Annotated in this window: 14 protein-coding genes; 6 read left to right on the plus strand and 8 right to left on the minus strand. The window is 54.9% G+C overall.

Annotation, left to right across the window (positions count from 1 at the left end; all coding sequences use genetic code 11):
* On the minus strand, nucleotides 1-2,916 hold the full coding sequence (locus G7026_RS18310; RefSeq protein WP_181072349.1) for an AAA family ATPase: 2,916 nt from the start codon (nucleotides 2,914-2,916) through the stop codon (nucleotides 1-3).
* The gene (locus tag G7026_RS18315; protein ID WP_181072350.1) at nucleotides 2,913-3,731 is read right to left on the minus strand and encodes a hypothetical protein; all 819 of its coding nucleotides are present in this window, start codon (nucleotides 3,729-3,731) and stop codon (nucleotides 2,913-2,915) included. Before G7026_RS18315 ends, G7026_RS18310 begins: the two co-directional genes overlap by 4 nt.
* Before the next feature lie 245 nt (nucleotides 3,732-3,976).
* Between G7026_RS18315 and G7026_RS18320 the strand changes: the two genes are divergently transcribed.
* Nucleotides 3,977-4,852 (plus strand): helix-turn-helix transcriptional regulator, encoded by an 876-nt coding sequence (locus G7026_RS18320; RefSeq protein ID WP_181072351.1) that lies wholly within the window; start codon nucleotides 3,977-3,979, stop codon nucleotides 4,850-4,852.
* On the opposite strand, the gene G7026_RS18325 is transcribed toward G7026_RS18320, so the two are convergent.
* From G7026_RS18325 to G7026_RS18350, 6 genes are all read right to left on the minus strand, one after another.
* Entirely contained in the window at nucleotides 4,846-5,904 is a 1,059-nt protein-coding gene (locus G7026_RS18325) for a CHAT domain-containing protein (protein WP_181072352.1), read from the minus strand. The two genes, G7026_RS18320 and G7026_RS18325, sit on opposite strands and share 7 nt — an antisense overlap.
* Nucleotides 5,905-6,448: 544 nt before the next feature.
* The gene (locus tag G7026_RS18330) at nucleotides 6,449-8,029 is read right to left on the minus strand and encodes a hypothetical protein (protein ID WP_181072353.1); all 1,581 of its coding nucleotides are present in this window, start codon (nucleotides 8,027-8,029) and stop codon (nucleotides 6,449-6,451) included.
* A gap of 47 nt (nucleotides 8,030-8,076) precedes the next feature.
* A complete protein-coding gene (locus G7026_RS18335) occupies nucleotides 8,077-8,232 on the minus strand; it encodes a hypothetical protein (protein ID WP_086239748.1) in 156 nt (51 codons plus the stop codon).
* Nucleotides 8,233-8,364: 132 nt separating this feature from the next.
* Nucleotides 8,365-10,515 carry an NERD domain-containing protein gene (locus G7026_RS18340; RefSeq protein ID WP_219858498.1) on the minus strand — a complete coding sequence of 717 codons (2,151 nt, stop codon included), beginning with the start codon at nucleotides 10,513-10,515 and terminating at the stop codon, nucleotides 8,365-8,367.
* Between the two features lie 100 nt (nucleotides 10,516-10,615).
* A complete protein-coding gene (locus G7026_RS18345) occupies nucleotides 10,616-11,314 on the minus strand; it encodes an inovirus Gp2 family protein (protein WP_181072354.1) in 699 nt (232 codons plus the stop codon).
* Nucleotides 11,315-11,800: 486 nt separating this feature from the next.
* Entirely contained in the window at nucleotides 11,801-12,031 is a 231-nt protein-coding gene (locus G7026_RS18350; protein WP_181072355.1) for a helix-turn-helix transcriptional regulator, read from the minus strand.
* Nucleotides 12,032-12,919: 888 nt separating this feature from the next.
* Here G7026_RS18350 and G7026_RS18355 point away from each other — a divergent pair.
* The 5 genes from G7026_RS18355 (at nucleotide 12,920) to G7026_RS18375 (ending at nucleotide 18,693) form a co-directional block, all read left to right on the plus strand.
* Complete coding sequence (locus G7026_RS18355) at nucleotides 12,920-13,756, plus strand: hypothetical protein (RefSeq protein ID WP_181072356.1); 837 nt, start codon at nucleotides 12,920-12,922, stop codon at nucleotides 13,754-13,756.
* Nucleotides 13,757-14,661: 905 nt separating this feature from the next.
* The gene (locus G7026_RS18360; RefSeq protein ID WP_308811814.1) at nucleotides 14,662-15,792 is read left to right on the plus strand and encodes a methyl-accepting chemotaxis protein; all 1,131 of its coding nucleotides are present in this window, start codon (nucleotides 14,662-14,664) and stop codon (nucleotides 15,790-15,792) included.
* A gap of 7 nt (nucleotides 15,793-15,799) precedes the next feature.
* The gene (locus tag G7026_RS18365; RefSeq protein WP_178079806.1) at nucleotides 15,800-16,168 is read left to right on the plus strand and encodes a response regulator; all 369 of its coding nucleotides are present in this window, start codon (nucleotides 15,800-15,802) and stop codon (nucleotides 16,166-16,168) included.
* A gap of 15 nt (nucleotides 16,169-16,183) precedes the next feature.
* Complete coding sequence (locus tag G7026_RS18370) at nucleotides 16,184-16,501, plus strand: STAS domain-containing protein (protein ID WP_181072358.1); 318 nt, start codon at nucleotides 16,184-16,186, stop codon at nucleotides 16,499-16,501.
* Nucleotides 16,501-18,693, plus strand: a complete 2,193-nt coding sequence (locus G7026_RS18375; protein ID WP_181072482.1) for a chemotaxis protein CheA — start codon at nucleotides 16,501-16,503, stop codon at nucleotides 18,691-18,693. The genes G7026_RS18370 and G7026_RS18375 overlap by 1 nt, the downstream gene beginning before the upstream one ends.
* Nucleotides 18,694-18,699 lie beyond the last annotated feature (6 nt).

Consider the following 18,699-nt stretch of genomic DNA (forward strand, 5'->3'; position numbering starts at 1 on the left):
TCACGGCACCAGGGCGATCAAGGACTCACTGACCCCGGTATAGAGAATCGTCCGGTTCGGGCTGTAGGACTGGTCAGTTGCGTTGAAGTAGTCGAGATTCATGTAGTTGCCCAACACTTTGCTGATCCCGGAGGTTAGGCCAGGCGTAGCCCCGAACACACAGAAGCCATCCGCGTCAGCAATGTCGCGGGCCGAACGCAGATTCTTGTCGTCGAGGTTGGACAGCTCATCGATAAACAGTGGCAAGCTGACCTTGGTGTCGGCTTGCAGCAACTCTTTAAGCAGGAAGGCCAGCAGACGGCAGTTAATCATCACTGAGGTGCCGGTTGATTGGGCTTCGACAGTGAACTCATCGCTGCCTTGCAGCTTCACACGGTAATCGACGCTGACGATCAGGCGAGCCATATTCAGGGTTGCATCCCGACGCTGATCAGACTCGACGAACTGAGTACAGAATTTACCAAGGCGGTCGTAGAGGACTTGTGGTGGTAGCTCGCCTCCGGTCAGATTCACAGAGTCTACGGTCTTAAGCAGCTCGTCGAATTGGGGATGTAGCTGGCAGTCGATTGCCACAGCCGTTAGGTTAGAGACCTTGATTGACGACAGGTGATTCTCGATCTCTTTGATAAAAGTACTAATCAGGGTGCGTGCGTGCCTGATCGACTGAATCTGGATCATGGTGTCATCGTTATGCTGAACCACTTGGTTGAAATGGTTGTTCTCTTCCATATCGAGACGACCATAGAGAACCCTGTACTTCTCATGCAAATTGCTAAGCGTTTCCAGGCTTACTGCACTGCGGTGGGCATGCTCGGCATCGTCGTCTAGAGCAACCGCAACTAACAGATCGGACACCAGCGACTTAATCTGGTTGAAGCTACGGCTGATAGCTTGACTGCGGGTTTCGATGGCATCCATCAACTCCTGAGTAACCACGACCTCCTGACGCTCTGCACGTTGGTAGCCGGTTTTCAAATACTCCAGACGCGAATGCAGAATGTCGTTGACCGTCCTGCTCCAGCGGAGCATGGATTGTTCACGTTCCTTAGCGGCTTCCAATGCTGTTCTGGCCTGGTCAACCAGACGGTTGGCTTCGTCGAGTTGCAGGTTGAGCTCAAGGCAGCGGGCCTCAAGAAGTTCGAACCGCTCGGTAGCCTCGCCATGTTCCCGCTCTAATCGCACGAACTCCTGCTCAATGAATTCATGACGTTTCAACAGGGCAATGTTGCGTTCATCCTTCTCGATCTGAGCCTGTTTAGCCGCAATGGTGCTTTCGATCTGCTCAACTGACATCTTCGTCTTATTGGCAAGATCACTGGCGCGGCGCTTTTGCTGAATAAGGCGTTTCTGAACAGACGCTAATTCTTCCTTACGGCTCTGTAGCAGCTTTCCGGCATCGTAATGTTTGACCGGGACTGGAGTTGGACTACTCAGGAACGTGAGCGAACCATCCTGCTCATTAAACAGCGCGGTGAAACGGCTGATCGTCTCGATGTTACCCTCGAGCAATGGCGGACACTCGCCGGTGAAGACCTCCTGGTTCAGCGAGTAGAGGATGTCAGCTGTGCGGGTGGGGATCTGATCCAGATCCAGAAGTGACGGCTTCGCCCCTTCGATGAGGATTTCAAGGTCTTTGACCTTCTGGCTGCCGTTATTGATTTCGCGTGTTAGCTGCTCGAACTCACGACGAAACTCGCCATCGTCCTTGAGGGCGTTTATGTCGGCTCGATCCTCCTCGACCTGCCCCGCCAGTGCGGCAGCAATCTCTTCCGGTGTCATAGAAGCGTAGCCATGCATCGCCGTTGAGAGGTCGATGGAGTCTTTTTTGATCCGGTCGTAGCTCTTCTTGATCTCGCCGATTGCGCCTTTCAGCTCCTTGAGCTGGGTGTTTTTACTAACCGCCTGCTCACGCTGGTTGTCAGCACTTTCTTTGACCGCACTGTAGCTTGCAAAGCACTGCATGCGCGCGTCTAGGTAGGCAGAGCCCTGCTCGTTGATGCTCTGCTCAACGTCACACAACAAGTTCATCAGATCCGAACTTTGGGCGTGGAGATCGGTGAAGTTCTGGGTGAAACGCTCCCAATACGGCTGTCCGTTGCGAATCACCTGGAGTCGGTTCTTTACCAAGCTGAGGGTTTCGTAGCGCGATAGAATTTCGATGAGGCTGACGTTCAGTTCGGCCTCAGTACGATCTTTTCTGCCCTCAATGATCGTAGCGATGGTGTCCGGCAGAGTACGTTTATCTTTGGCTGCAATGTCGAAAGCCAGGTGAATCAGGCGCTTCCAGGCATCAATCTCACGAGCTTGGCTGCCACCGCTCTTGAGCGGTAGCAGACAGAAGCGACCTGCATCTGGGCGTGTCGGCTGGTGCTTGTAGATTCGCTCCTTGATATTAGCCACATCCTTGATCACCACAGCGCCTAGCCTTTTCAGGGTCGGCTCAATCTGTGAAGTCGACAAACCTTCAATCGGTGCCCCCATGCCGCCATTGAGGCTGGACTCATGATTCCAGAACAGGTGCTCGATTTTCGAATATGGCACTGGCACAGCAGTACGCTCATAGCTGTATTGCTTGGTGCCCATGTTAAGAATGATGCAGAACGCCCCGTGCGGATTCTCCGCTTCAAGAACCATGAAGGAGTTTCGCTCGGGGAAATAGAAGCCAAAAGTCGCATCTCGGCCGTAGTGGCCTTTTGTGCTCTTAAAGCTGAACTTTTGCTCACAATTGTGGAGATTTTCTTCGGGCAACAAGAAGAACTTCAACGCATTGAGCATAGAGGTCTTGCCCTTGTTGTTATCGCCGAGCAAGGCCGTATGTTGGTCGATACGAACCTTCGTATAGCAGTAAGCCCCACTATTAATCAGCACGATCTGCTTCATTTTGAAGGCTTCGTGAAACATGGATTCGATGCTCATGGGCGCTCCTCAAGTACTACAGGTACCAAGTAGTTTTCTTGCTCAAGTACTCTGCTGCTATCACGCATAAACTGGATCAATTGATCTGTTTCAGATGACAACCCTTGATATTTAATGACCTCCTGCCGCTGCTGATCGGTCAAAGCGTACTTGGACTGAACCAAACGCTCTTTCACGTCAGGGGGGACAAGGAATACGGGAGGCTTTTCACGCAGTAAGGCTGTCAAAGAAGCGAACATCCGTAGGCCTCCCATGTCCACATCGAACAAGCAATACAGCTCATCGAACTGACTCAGTACGTTGGCATTCAGCCTGTTAGTCACCTGGTTGCCCGAACCGGAGATCAGCTCAATATCACTGGCTGTAACAGCCAAAATCCCAGCAATGAAAGGCAGCGTTTCATCGACTCGAAGGAAATTCTCCAGGTTCTCAACAATAACCCCCACCCTGCCCAGCACCCTCGGCAGCACCCATTCACCAGCCTCAGTTACCGCCACAGTCGGATGCCGATGCCGAGCAGAGCGAAATATCAGTAACGATTCGGATACACCAACACGATGGCTATTGCCGTCTATAGCAGCTCCGACTCGGCCTCCAACATCCGATGGCCTGAACCTCATCAAAAGCTCATCGAAGGCTGCCGTAAGAAGCACTTCGACGTGATAGCTATTTTTTTTAAGCTTCTTGGCCAAAAAAATGCGACTGATGTCTTCTCGCGCAACGCCTGCAGCCACAAGCTTTGCGATCAACGCATCAAAGTTGATGGGCTGCTGTGATTGAACTTTTGCCAGATAGCTATAAATGACAGACGACAAAATCGACTTCCTTGTGAAAATTGTTAGCCCTCAGGCATTTCAATAAATGAATCACCAAATCAGGACCCTCGCGGGGCTCCCTCGAAGAGAGCGATTCAATCGAATGAAAAACCTATGGATCAAGTGCGCCAAGGGAGAACCGCGCAGATCTCTCATTGAGCACAGCGCTCACGATATGTAAGCTTAAGCGACTCATCTAGAGTGTTTACCTGTACAGGTAAAGTTTTCGAGCAGGTGGAGAGCCAATGAAACGAAAACAGTCGATTGAATCCATCCGCTGGGATTTGGCCCTACGCTACCGCCTGATCGAAACAGTAGCATGGTGGGAAGGCCGCTTGACCACGGGCCATCTGATGCAGAGCTTTGGCATCAGCCGCCAGCAGGCGTCGAAAGACATCAACACCTATATCAATGACCACGCGCCGCAGAACCTCGAATATGACAAGCATTTGAAGGGGTATGTGCCGAGCAAGCAGTTCAAACCGTTATTCATCGACGACAGCGCCAGCGCTTATCTGCACCTGGTCAGCCAAAGCCACGACCGCGCCCCGCATGTGGAAGGGTTAGCTCTAGCCTACGCCCACACCGAAGTGCTGCAAGTACCGGATCGCTCGGTGCGCCCTGAAGTGTTGCGCCCTCTATTGAAGGCATGCAGGGCCGGGCTACGTCTGGAGTGTGAGTATGTGTCGTTCAATACGCCTCAGGTGGAAACTCGGCTGATCGCACCGCACACGCTGATCTACACCGGCATGCGCTGGCACCTGCGCGCCTACTGCGAGAAAAACCGCGATTACCGGGACTTTGTGCTGAGCCGCTTTCGCGGCGTACCCGAGCTGATGGATGACGAAACCGAATACACGCGCGAGCTAGATCCTGGCTGGAGCACTAAGGTACAGGTCATTATCGAACCTGACTCACGCTTGAAACCCGAGCAAAAAACCATCATCGAAACCGACTACACCATGCAGGATGGTCGCCTGGTGATCGAGACCCGAGGCGCGCTGGTGCAGTACGTCCTGCAGCGCTATCAGATCGATACGACCAAGGTGCATACCAAGGCCACGGCGCAGCAGATTGTGGTGGTGAACTTGGATGAGCTGCAGGGATGGCTTTATCACTGAGTCCTAGGCTTAACCAATATGAGGTCGCTTTCATCGACACCATCACGCAGGTACAGCTCTGGAGTGGAGTCCTCTGAAATGCCCTCAAGCATCAACGCTGTCTTAGCTTGCTTGAAAGCAGCCGGAATTGAGCAGCCAAAGCCAATAGCCGAATAAAACTGCGCTGAAAATACGCGGGCAGCTTCGTCGCCAATTGACTGATTCATGCCAATTGCTGCATCCACATATTGCGTACATGCGGCCGCCTGGTTGAACGAGTGACACGTATTAAAGAAAACCAACCGAACCGAGTCGTAAAGTTCAAAGGTGGCGACAATGCTCGCCATCGAAACCAGCTTAGCGTCGCCGTTTCGGTCTTGAAGAACGAGCTCATCCTGATCGCTGCCATGCCCACTAAAATGCACAATCGTGGGCTTAAGCTCGTTCATGTATTGCAGAATTTCTGCAGGACGCAGCGCCCATCTCGACTCAAGCTTAACCGCGTCACGATGATCCGAAAGTCGAATTTTCTGGTGAATCTCACGTACTTCTTCATCCAGCAATAGCCTGCGGTCAGAGGCTGTCGCTGGATCAGTCGCAAAGAAGGCAACCTTAATTTCCTCGGGCAGCGCAGCCAACTTATCAATGCGGGCAGCAGTTTCCCTGTGCAGAGAATCATGCGTTTTCAGGCTGGACTCTACCTCTCGGAATTGCCGTTTTTGCGCCTCCTGCATTTTTTGCTGCTCCATATTTCTTTTCTTCAGCACCTTCGCTTCTTCGCTCTCCACACGCAGCTCAGCTGTTGCCAGTTTTTTCTGCTCTGCGGCAATTTTCTTCTCCAGCTTGGCAACTTCAACCAAATGCTTCGCCTGCAAATCTGCATATCGGGTGGCTTCTTTAAGCTTGGAGGTAGCTGTAGATAACTGTTTGGTTTTGCTGGCGGCAGATCCAGCAGCAAGAGATTTTTTCCCCGCATCAGCCGCCTTCTGCGACTCCTTGGCCTTCAGGCTCGATAGCTTTGCTAGAGCGTCACGAACGCTGGCAACTTGACGACGATACATATCAACACTCATAGGTGCCCCATACAGTTTTCAAAAGCGGCGCAGCCGACAAACGAGACGAGTAGATGGCGAAAAAGAATGCCACCTTGTAAGCCAGCGCTTGGGTATAAACACAGTAAAGACAGATGCATGATTACGTCGTTTTAGAAAAGGCCCAGCGTAATGGCATGGCGGAATATCAGTCCGGCTGACCACCATAGGCAACGCTAGCCAAACCCAATATCAGGGTCAAAGCAGCTATCAGCACAATGGTCAGTCAGCGAACTCAGCATGATCATGGCGGATCTCCTCGGGTTGCGATGACCCAACCTTAGGCATCATTAACCTCGGAGGCGATACGTAAACTTTTAGCATGTAAACATTTAGAGCGTACGCCGACCTGCGCCGGCGGATGCGCCTTGCAGGATCTAAAAACTGACGACCACCAGTCATCGACAATTTCTCATGAGCAACGCCCTGATCCTTGGCGCACTGCACACCAGCAATGTCGCTGAAAGGCGCTTTCGAGTGCACGTCACACCCAGGACGAAGGGGGCGACAAGCGCACCCACCATCGCTACATTTGATGGTCGTACCGTGCCTTTTGCAGCATGAAGTAGACGTAGTCCAGCTTCTCTTCGGTCGGCTCCTCATCACGCAGCCAGCGCACCTGGATGCCCAAGTACTGAGCCCATTCAATGCCCTTCTTGAAGCCCCGGCGATCATCATTTTTTGCCGCGACCTCGACGTACTGGTTCACCAGCTTGTACTGGTTTTTACCTGCCCGGTACTTGGCCTTTTCAAAGGCCGCCTGGAAATGCGGCATAGCAGCCTCGAACTCCTCTTTACGGTAGTGGTAGACCCCGCGTAACCAGGGCACCATCCAGCACAGTTGCTCATCCAGGCCGTAAGACGACACCTGAGTAGCATAATCATCAATTTGATTCAGCTGGGTTGCTGGAGAACCCTTGAGATCAAAACCTTTAAACAGAAGCTCGGCAAAACCGTGTGGAGGGGAAAATGCTGAGTGCCGCTGAATCAGGTCCTGAATGGAGAGCACGGCAAAAAAGCCGTACTGACCTTTAAGCTCTTCAATGCCATCTTCGCCAAGAGCAGTTTCTTGGAGTTGCTGGAAAATGCCGGCAGCGCCCCGCAGCCTCGTATAGAAGAAATCCCAGTAGCGATCGCAGCCAGCAAACCAGATAACCTGGGCAATCTCACGGGACTCTTCTTGCCGAATCTGCTCCTCCAATACGGCCTTGAAATCGTTGACGTCATCGGCGATCCACAGGGCGTAATCACGGAATTGATTGCAGACATCGGCGAGGTACTGATGATCGTGGGCGCCAGTAATTTCCCGCGCTAGGTAGCTCGACACCCGAGCAACCATCAATGCCACGAGGACGCTGACCCGGAGCTCTTTAGGTATCTCTCGCCCGCTTTGAGCCAGTGCGGCAAAGGATTCTTCGAAATTTCTAAACAGAGCAGGCAACGCCGGAAGCCTCGGGCCCCGCGTCCACTTGATGGCGTTGTCGAGGTTCTGCTGATGTGTGCGGTTATCGCTTCGCGGATTCTTGCCTGGGTAGTGGAACTGCGTCTGCGAGAGATCACAGCGCGCATAGACCCAGCGCATGACCTTTTCCAAAGGCAAAACCAGGCTGCCATCTTCAGTGACTGTCGGCAGGTACCAGAATTTGTCTTCCGGTGTGTCGAGCGCCATATCTGCGATTCGGTGTTTCAGCAGGCTCTGATTCAGCGAAACGACCAGCAAAGGAATTGCCTTCGTCGAGATGAAGTACCGGAGGGTTTCAGCCTTGCTGAGATAGGTGCCCTCTTCGCGAACCAAGCGACTGTATGCCTCCAGCAGATCATCGAGCGGATCGCCTATGGCACTCATGATCTGAATGCTGGGCAAATACGCTGTCAGGATGCTGCTGAGCGTTTGAATCACCTGCCCAAAATTCGACAGCAGCCCGCCTTCTTCCTCGGCAAGCCTCGCCAACTGCTTTTGAATGGCCTTCTTCTGTGTCTCATCAATACCATCGCGGCTGGCTTCCTTGCTCTTACGCCGGGCGCCCTTGCGGGGGAGTACGCCGAATGCATCGTAGGCCAACTTGGCCAACTCGCCCTGGGTGGCAAAGCAAGTATCTCTACTCATCTGGAATCCTTATACCCCCGGCCAGTGATGACCGGGGGAACGCACTCCTAGCGCTGGTTGGGGTTGAGTTGTTTGCCGCGATTGCCATGAACGTGGGCATTAGTCGGGTTGGTGCCCGACGTGCCACGATTATTGTTCAGTGCATCCGAACGATGATTGTGCTGCTGACGCTGCTGGCTGGTGGTGCTGGGTTGCTTGGACATGATTGTCTCCTGCAGGGTGGTTAGGAAGTCGCATCGTAGCCACCCGACTTGACGCGGTATCTAGGCTTTTTGGAGACGAACTTTCACAAACTCTGCGCACCACAGGTATGGCAAGCTTTTGCCCGCTGTGCTCTAACAGATGCCCTGCCATAGCTCTTCGGACTCAACAACAGCGACAAATTGGCCAGCAGTAAACCCGTCAGGAAACAACGAATCCCGTCTTTCCCCGTCAAGCTGATCTATAGGTCTGAGGAGCTGCTTCTCATCACGCAAGATGACCTCCAGCGCCTCACGGGATACCACCCTGAACCCATCAATAGACTGCCCATCGAGCTCAATTGACGTGTCGACTATCCAGGCACGTATATCGGCACCGGGCTCATGACCGTGATAGCTCAACCTGGCGCGCAGCTCTTGATCCGCTATCAGCGCACTACGCACCGCTGCCTGTTTGCGCCGTAACTGCCAGGCAGCCTTGCGCAACGTGTTTGTGCGATGGAGCCAGACCTCATGCTTGGTCGAGCGGATATAGCCTGACTTGACCTCAAGGAGCAGTAGCACACCATCCTGATGACAGATCAGATCCACCTCGCCGGCATCGTCTTCTTCGTTCACTAGTGGCCGGTAACCCACCTCAACTGCAAAGCCACGCTGCCTGAGGCTCTCGGCCAGTGCGAGTTCTACGCGTTGGGTTTCAGTCTGCATGTCGACCCGGCGGGCGTTTACCCGCCGAAGGTTATTGATGGCAGCCGTCAGGTTGTTCTGCTGCGCACCAACCCAAGGAAACTGAAAGCTGTAGCGTCCAATCTTGTAATAGGATTGTTCGTACAGGCGTGGCGCGGGCATCCCTGGCTGCAGTTTCAATTGCTGAGATAGCACCTTGAAGTCGCTAGTCCAGAACTTGAGGATTGCCTTGGCCGAATCGGCGCAGCCTTTCGGGTGTTCGTCACAGACAGTCCAGCCAGTGATCCTGCGGATTTTTTCTGCCTCTTCGGACCAGGTCAGTGGGAACCTGTTTTCACCGGAAAGCATGCCATTCATGGCTAAGCGCCCCAGTGCCTGAGCAAGCACACCCGAATCACGCAAGTGACTCTGAAATGGCTGGATAAACTCCTTCTGAAAGAAAACCGAATTCAGCTCGCTCGCCAGCAGCAAGTGGTGAAGCTGAACCTGGGAACCATCACTGAGCGAGACCCGATCACCCAAGCCGTAGATCTGCTGTAACTGCAGCTTGCTGCGAACCGCCTTGATATAGGCCAACTGGTTCAGCTCATGATTCTCGACTGAGCCGATGATTTGTTCGGCCATGTCGGTGAGGGCGAAGGCATGCAGGGCACGGTTCATCCAGTAGTGCCAAAGCAAATCACTCTTACGCCCGGTGCGCTGCCATCGCTCTGTTCCCGTCTCCGACTGGTTGTAGATTACCGGCTCACCCGGTTTTAGCTGGTAAGAGCATTCTGGATCAAAGCAGAACCAGTCGATGGAGCCTTCATAGTCGACCCGCTCTTGGGTAACCCCAATCAGAAGGGCTAAAGATTCGAGATTTTGACGACATCTCACCACGTCAGAATGGCTGGAGCCAGGAAAGATCATCGGTGACAGGTGCCGTTTCAGCGATTGCCCGAGCCGTGACTCGCTGAGGCGGAAATCCTCTTCCGGGCAAGCCCGGAGCTTGTTCAAGATAATGCGGTTGTAAACCTTCCATTGTTGACCAGAAGGATCATCGCAACCGTCTTCGGTATATGCCTGATAGGCCAGAACGCTAAGGTAGGAAAACTGCTCCAGCAGCGTTAAACGCTCAAGCTGTTTTTCAGCTAGTGCGATCAGCTCATCAAAAGGCTTGAGCTGATCAAGCAAGCGATCACAGACACCGAAGAAAACTTGCCATTCACCCCCAACAAGCGCCGCACGCAGCGCAAGCCAGAGAGGCGATTCTGTACGCTCAAACAGCTTCGAGTAGCGAATCGCCCATTTGAGGGTTTCCGGGTTATGGCTGGCGAGGTGCAACAGTAGCTCGACGCTGACTGCAGTATCGAAATGCAACACCCGACTAAGGGCCAGGCTAGCGAGTTCGGATTGAGCAACCGCATCCGCATCAAGCCAAAACGATGCCGACGCCAGACCTTGCGCACGCTCAAGTGCTAATAGGTTCTTACCCGCCGGGCGCTGGTCGAGGAAATGATGCAAGCTTTCATCAAGAGCACGGCCCTTGCTGAGTTCTGGCTGATTCCGTTCGTATGCCGACTGATAATGCTGTCGGCAGCGCTCTCCTTTGTCCGTCATCCCGCAGCGCTCTCGTCAGCATTGAATTCCTGGCTGGAGCCTAAACCATCGGCAGGCCAGGATTCCATGGATATGACCCTGTTGCGCAGCAGACAGGCACTTACCCTCTGCTGGTGCCGAATCCTCGCTGACGATCCCCGTAGGACTTGGTAGCGACCTTGCACAGGTAGCTGGCTCGGTTGAACAGCTCGGGCAGCCTATCAATCCCATCTCGACGGATCTCACGATCGATTAGGTACTCCGCTTTCTCCGGGATGTGCACCAACCCGCTCATCAGGTCGACCGGTAGCCCCAGAGCACCTGCCCAAGACTCCTCAATGCGGCTGATCATGTTCACCCTATCCGACCCCAGACGCCCAACGGTGTAATAAGCCTCGCGGTTCAGCAGGATCAGCAGGTGATAATGCTGCCGGCCTCCCTCACCGATCTCTCTCGACCAGACGTACCGGACCTTGCAGCCACGGGAGTAACCACGCTCAGCCACCCGCTCCTGGTGGTACTGGATCTTCTTCGTAAACGATTCGAAGAACCGGCTGATGACCTGGTTCGTATAGGCGTAGTCGGGCAGCTCGACACCTTGAGGCAAACGGAGATCCACTCTGAAGGCCAAGATCCTCGGATACTCAGCCAAAGCCAGCTCGATGGTGTACTTGAGATCGGACAGGTACTCACGAATGAAAGGCCCCTTGTCACGCATCAAGCGGAAGCCCTCAAAGGTGTCGTCGTAGTGCAGATGTAGGTTGGTATTGGCAGGATGACGGAGCAGGTAGCGCTGGGTGGTATCGGTATCGTTGAGCATGGTTATGACCTCTCGTTGGTTGAGTTTCATAACCTGTGTCAGCTGTGTACTTTTTAACCGTTACCTTTCCTCGACAGATACGTTGGTTGATCTATCCGCATGCGTTGTACTGCTGGCCCTTCAAGTGGTAGCTCAGTGTCCGACTCCTTGTGCATGAGATATGGTCAGTGAAGGTTGTTGCCCTGTGAGGCGTGAACCCTTCGGGTAGTGATAGCTAGTAAAAGCATAATACCCGCACCGCACTTTCCTTCTCCGACCAACTCGGGCTATGCCACCTCATTCATCCGGCCAGAGCGGCCATTTTTGCCGAGTTCAGATTTCGGAAATAAATCAAGCCGAAGATCCCTGAGCAAGATATCGGAACTGAGCCTGTCGGGGCGGTAGGAGCGGCACCGCCACGACTTGCCATGAGGAGCCGAACAGCCACGGACTGCACAGCGGCATAAGCGCCATGACCAGCCAAGGCCGGTCATGGCGCTGCAGGTTTTAACTGGCCATGCTCATGTGGCCGGTTGAGCGCACGGGTGCGCCTTCAGCCAGATCCCGCTCCTCAATTCTTGCCAGGATCCAATCGTGCACCTCGCTGTCGACCCAGCCGACGCAGCGATCGCCCAGCGATACCGGTTTCGGGAAGGTGCCCTCCCCGATGTATTTGTAGATGGTCGACCGGGCTAAGCCGGTCGAATCGATGACTTCTTTTAGGCGGATGATCCTCATGAACGGGGCTCCTCGTATTTCGTTCAGAGGATCTGCAAGCGTCGTATAAAAGAACTGAACGACTGCAACAGCTGGGTTTGCTCACATCATGCCGGGCATCGGCACCGCGCCAGGTTGGTATCCCAGCTATCACATCTGAGGTGAGCGGCATTTCAGCACAGTGTTCGGAAGCTCCTCGTTAAATGCTCGAAGAGCGGCTTTGCACGTCGTTCAATCGTTTGGGGGAGTGTGGCGCATGCAGTTCTGCATCATGGCCTGTACGAAGCTCTCGGCCATGCGTTGCTCTACGGGCCACGCACCGGGTTGCCAGCGGTAATCGGTCGACATTCCAGATAAAGGCCCAAGACTGTTCGGCGGTATAGGCCAATCCGTTATCGCCCAGCCACTGCAGCGACGCCGGCAGCTCGCCACCGAAGCGTTTCCAGCGGTTTCGAGCATCACGTAGGACATCGTCGCCGCTATCACCATTTGGACTGACGCCTAACTGATGGCCTCGCGGGCACAGCAGTAAGGGCGAAAGGTCGCACGCAGTTTTCCGCCATTGCCACCAATTCGAAGCCATCCGACCACATGTGTTGCTGGCGTCCACCGCGACACGATCGGCTGTTGGCGCCAGCGCTCAGCAGCAGGTCGCGCATGAAACAGCAAACCGCTTCAGCTGGCGGATGACTGGACCTGCCGCTCAGATTGCCAAGCAACACAGCCCGGCAACCCTTATGAAGCGGGCATTAGCCAGAAAAACAAAGCATAGGATATTCATAGAATCTCTATAGAGACTATTCAGAATGAATATAGAAGGCTGGAGAATTACGCTAGAATCGCTAAAGAATCGCATAGAATATTTATCGATATGCCGATAATAATTCCCATCCATAGACATGATTGATAATGACTGTTAAAGACTCCAACGACCCACTTTCTCAGCTGCTACCTGGCTTACGGATAAGCATCCGCGAAGAAATTTGGATTTGGCTCGGCCTGTACCTATACGAGCGTTTTGACCTGGAGCGGCATACCTGCAACGGAGAAACGATGCGAGATGTCGTCGCTCAGGCCCTGATGGGAGCCCCCAAGATCAGAGCAGACATCCCTAATAAAAAGGATCGCTACTTGCTTCCTGCGAAGCAGCTGGAATGGATCATTGACACTCCGAGACAGATTCAGTGGCTAACCGCAAAAATTGACAATCTCACCGAACGCGTTCTTCCCATGAGCCTTCCTCACCTACAAGGGCGAGACCGCCTTGTAGCAGCCCTAGACATTTGGCGTATCGACCTCGAAGAGAAGCAGCGTGAAGTAGCAACGCTTCATGATCTCTGGCGTAGACACATAGCTAAGGACAATGAATTTGAATGGTTCACCGACACGAAAGAAGGCACGAAGCGATGCGAATGTGCTTGGGATTGGCTACAGAAGAAGCACCTAAAACTATTCTCAAGACGCCCCCCAATCAGCAACTATCAGGAGCTGCTGATGTTCTTCGACCAGGAGGATATAGGCCGAAACGAACGGACGGCCATGATCCGAGAGATCAAGAGGCGATGGAGCCGTAAGCAATTCGACGAGCGCGCCGCCGACAAGAAGCAGGTCAACGTCATGCTCTCGAAGACTGTGATCGCCCAACTCGATACGCTAGCTGAGACGCATGGCCTTAAACGCGCTCAAGTCATTGAGAGCCTGGTGAGGATGGAGGCTGACGCTGGCGTATACCTCGCCGATGCTTGAATACCGCTCCACCGGCAGAAACCACGAGACCAGCCAGAAGGTCCGCCACGGGATCCTGAGTTCAAATCCAGCCACCCGGTATTCCAAAAGGTATTCCAGACCAATATCAAACCGGATTTTTATCTTATATTTCAAAACGATAAGCGATCGTTTCAGATTACCCCGGCGCACAGAGCCCCGGATGACGGGGCTTTTTGCTGTCTGCGCTAGCCGTTTTCGTTCCGATCGCGCCGTGTCGACTCGCTCACGGTCAGCGAATTTACCGACGCCCCCTACTCTGGCTTTGACACTCCCCTCCATCAGTCGCTCCTGCCACCTTCACTGAACGACGCACTAGGCTTGCCAAGCTAGCCGCGCACGCAGCATGGCCGCAGGCCCTTCGGCTACCAACTAGGGGCGGCGATCCATTTCGGATCCATCTCCGACGAACTGCTTAAAGCTTTGCAATTCATTGGCAGATAACCACACCCAGTTACGCGGCATAAGCCCAACGATCCAAGCGCTTTGATCCACTGGATCACTGATGCGCTCAATGAACCGAGACACGGCTGCAACCCAACTGGGCGGAGCCGTTCAACTTGGCAGCGCCGGCGCGCGAGCGAGGCTCCAACGCAAACTGAGTGTCGGCAACGAACGACGCTTGCCGAATAGCTGAATCTGGTGATGAGGAAAACCAGCTGTTGCGCGGGCGGCGGAGGCCCGGACAGCTCTACGCATCAAACGAGGCTGAAGCAACAGCCATCGGCGAATCCTAGTAGCCGCCGATCCCCAAAATTTTTCGGACCAGCGACCACAATATGACCATAAAGTTCCCGTCGATTCGGTCGCTATTAAACTCAACATCATTCCATCACGGACCGAGCAGCGTGCCCAACTCAGCCCCCACCCTTATGTCGGCAAATTTGATGCCGGCATCACTGACGATCGCAGCCGGAATCGGCTGCATTCTCGTTGCGGGCAAATCAGCTCCCTCAGCGTGGATTATTTCCGGGCTGTTTGCTGCTACGGGTGCTGGCATCAGCCTGTGGAAGCGCCAAGCAATGAAGCGAAGCCACCATGCTAGTCACCGAAACGAGGACCCAGACACTACCCGATTGACCGAGCCGACCGTCGAACCGTTTTGCGCCAGCGTAGCTCCCGTCTGGGCTGATCAGATCCAGGCGGCGCGCAGCCATAGCGAGGAGGCAATCAACGCACTGTCGGAGCGATTTGCGCTGCTGGCAGGACGGATTCACGCAAGTGTCGGCGGCAATAACCGCGAGGGAGCCAGCAGCTCACTTGTCGGCCTGCTCGAAGACAGCGAGCGCGATCTGGAAACTATCGTCGATGCGCTGCGCCAGGCCCTGGCTAGCAAGGAATTGCTGCTTGCAGAAGTCACTCAACTGTCCGAATTAACCGTGCAACTTCAGGCTATGGCGCTTGATGTGGCCAACGTCGCCAAGCAGACCAATCTTCTCGCCTTGAATGCCGCCATCGAAGCAGCACGTGCCGGTGAAGCGGGACGCGGCTTTGCCGTAGTGGCGGACGAGGTTCGAAAGCTTTCAACCCTTTCGGGTGAAACCGGCCACAAGATCGGTGAAACCGTGGAAACGGTGAACTTCGCTATAGAGAGAACACTGAGCGTCTCACGGGAATACACCGAAAAGGATGCGGCTACCCTAGAGCGCTCGACCCAAGTCATCCGCCAGGTCATCGACCAGTTTCAGCGCAGCGCTGCCGGCATCGTTTCGCATAACGAACGTATGCGCCAGGAGAGCGAGGCCGTTGGCGGTGAAATCGCCGATGTCCTCGTTTCGCTGCAGTTTCAGGATCGCGTTAGCCAGATGCTGGGGCACGTTCGTGCCGACATCGAAAGGTTCGAAGCGCTCATGTCCGCCCGCGCGGCGCAACGGGACCTGGGCCAGACGCCCGATCCGGTTGACAGCCAGCAATGGCTGAACGACCTCGCCCGAACCTACACCATGCCTGAACAACATGACATTCACAGTGGAAAGCGGCCGACCGCTTCAACTGATTCCGACATCACTTTCTTCTGAGGTTTCCATGAGCAAGACCGTCCTCATCGTCGACGACTCGGCATCCATCCGCCAGGTCGTCGGTATCACCCTGAAAGGTGCTGGCTATACGGTGATTGAAGCCTGCGATGGCAAAGATGCCCTGAGCAAACTCACTGGCCAGAAGGTTCATCTGATGATCAGCGACGTAAACATGCCGAACATGGACGGCATTGCGTTCGTAAAGGCCGTAAAGCAGATGCCAGCCTACAAATTCACCCCGGTGATCATGCTGACCACCGAAGCTGGTGAAGCAAAGAAGCAGGAAGGCCAGGCGGCCGGCGCCAAGGCGTGGGTAGTGAAGCCGTTCCAGCCAGCACAGATGCTCAACGCTGTTTCCAAACTGATCCTGCCGTAAGTACCCGAGGCAACGATGAGCGAAGTAGACATGCAGCCAATCGCGCCGCTGGAAGGCCCGCTGACCATTTATACCGCTGCTGACAGCAAGGCCGCGCTGCTTCAGCTCATTCAACCGGAGTTGGCAGTAGAAATTGATCTTCGGTTGGTCGACGAAATCGACTGCGCCGGGTTGCAGTTGCTGATTCTCGCTAAGCGAGAAGCCAGACGACTCAACGGGCAGATCGTATTAACCAACCCTAGCCCTGCCGTCGCTGCCGCGCTCGAACTGAGCGGACTGGCCTCCGAACTTGGCTGCAGCTCCCGAGAGCCAAACATCGGAGAGGCGTCATGATCAATTTGGACGAAATCCTCACGGTGTTCATCGCCGAGAGCCGGGAACTGTTAGTGCAAATGGAGCAAAGCCTGCTCCTCATCGAGCAGTCACCTACGGATCAAGACACCATAAATGCGATCTTTCGTGCGGCACATACCATCAAAGGTTCTGCAGGATTGTTCGGCCTCGATGTCATCGTCGGATTCACCCATGTCGCCGAAAGCGTCCTCGATTGCATCCGGGCTGGAGAGCTTGAATTTGACGGGGAGCTCGCAGCCCTATTCCTTGAGGTGGGAGATCACCTGGGGCGTTTGATCGATCACCTGGACAGGCACCAGAACCTCGATGAACTGCCTGTCTCGTCGCTGGAAGCAGGGCAGGCCCTGGTCGCCAGACTCACCGTGTTCCTGCCTGACGGTACCCCCTGCGAAAGCGCAGCCAACGTGTCGGCTGACGTTGCGGTAGGCAACGTTTCACTGTGCGGCGGCGCCCAAGCCGGCGGATCCCACTGGCACCTGTCCCTGCGTTTTGGTGCGGATACGCTGCGCAATGGCATGGATCCCCTTTCCATTTTTCGCTACCTGCAGACCTTCGGCCGGCTCGTTGCGGTAGTGCCGGTATTGGATCATCTGCCAGCAGCTGAGGAGATGGACCCCGAGACCTGCTATCTAGGCTTCGAGGTCGCATTTGCCAGTGACGCGGACCAACCTACCATCGAGGGTGCGTTCGAATTCGTCCGCGATGACAGCCTGGTCCGCATACTGGCTCCCCATTGCGGTACCCAGGAGTACCTGGCGCTGATAAAGGAACTGCCAGAAGACGATGATTGGCTCACCGAGGCTTTCATCCGTTGCGGGACGCTGACCTCAGCCGAACCGGAGCAACCATCGCGGCCACAGAGCCAGCCACTCCCCGACGCGGAGGAATCTGTTACCGGCACCGGACTCGCGGAACTCGCTTCCCCGCCCACGGTGGCAGCCGCCGCGCCACTTCAAGCGAAGCCTGTGCAGGCCAAAGAAGCGCGTACACACGAAGGCAACCTGATCCGGGTGGACGCAGGCAAGCTCGACCAGCTTATCAATCTCATCGGCGAACTAATCATTGCGGGCGCCGGTGCGCGCATGCACGCCCAGCAGACGGGCAGCAGCGAGATGGTCGAGTCGACCGAGGTTCTGTCGCGTCTGGTCGAAGAAGTCCGCGATTCGGCACTGACCTTGCGCATGGTCCAGATCGGCGCGACGTTCAACCGGTTTCAACGGGTCGTCAGGGATGTATCGAAAGAGCTGGGCAAGGACATCCAGCTAACTATCAGCGGTGGTGAAACAGAACTCGACAAAACCGTTGTCGAGCGGATCGGGGACCCGCTGACGCATCTCGTGCGTAACGCGATGGACCACGGCATCGAGCCTGCGCCTGTACGCCGCGCCAATGGCAAGCCCGAGCAAGGCCGGGTAACGCTCAATGCCTACCATGAGGCGAGCAGCATCGTCATCGAAGTGTCCGATGATGGCGGTGGCCTGAACGCTGAAAAAATTCTTTCCAAGGCGATACAGCGCGGCCTGGTGGCCGAAGGCCAGACGTTACCCGAGCGGGATATCCTCAATCTCATCTTTGAGCCTGGGTTCTCTACGGCTGAGCAGGTCAGCAACCTGTCGGGCCGCGGCGTCGGAATGGATGTGGTCAAGCGAAACATCACAGCGCTGCGCGGCACGATCGAACTTGAAAGCGAACTAGGCGTTGGCACCTGCATCCGCATCCGGTTGCCGCTGACGCTTGCCATCATTGATGGCTTCCTCATCGGCGTAGGCCAGGCTGGCTACGTCGTTCCCCTGGACATGGTCGAGGAATGCATCGAGCTGGACAGTTGCGCCGGCACCGATCGGGAATATCTGGATCTGCGCGGCGACGTACTGCCTTTCATTCGCCTTCGAGACCTATTCGAGCACGAAGGCACTCCCCCCCGTCGCGAAAACGTGGTGGTGGTCAGTTATGCAGGCATCCGTGCCGGTTTGGTCGTGGACCAGCTGATGGGTGAGTTTCAGACAGTGATCAAGCCGCTCGGCAAGTTGTTCGAAGGCGCCTCCGGCATGGGTGGATTCACCATTCTTGGGAGCGGTGCGGTGGCCTTGATCCTCGATATTCCTGGCCTGCTTAACCAGTTAGCACAACGTCGCCCGCGCGACCGTGTTTACGCAACTCAACCTGCCTGAATCTCG

The organism is Stutzerimonas azotifigens, from assembly GCF_013522725.1.
In the GTDB taxonomy this organism is placed as follows: Bacteria; Pseudomonadota; Gammaproteobacteria; order Pseudomonadales; family Pseudomonadaceae; genus Stutzerimonas; species Stutzerimonas azotifigens_A.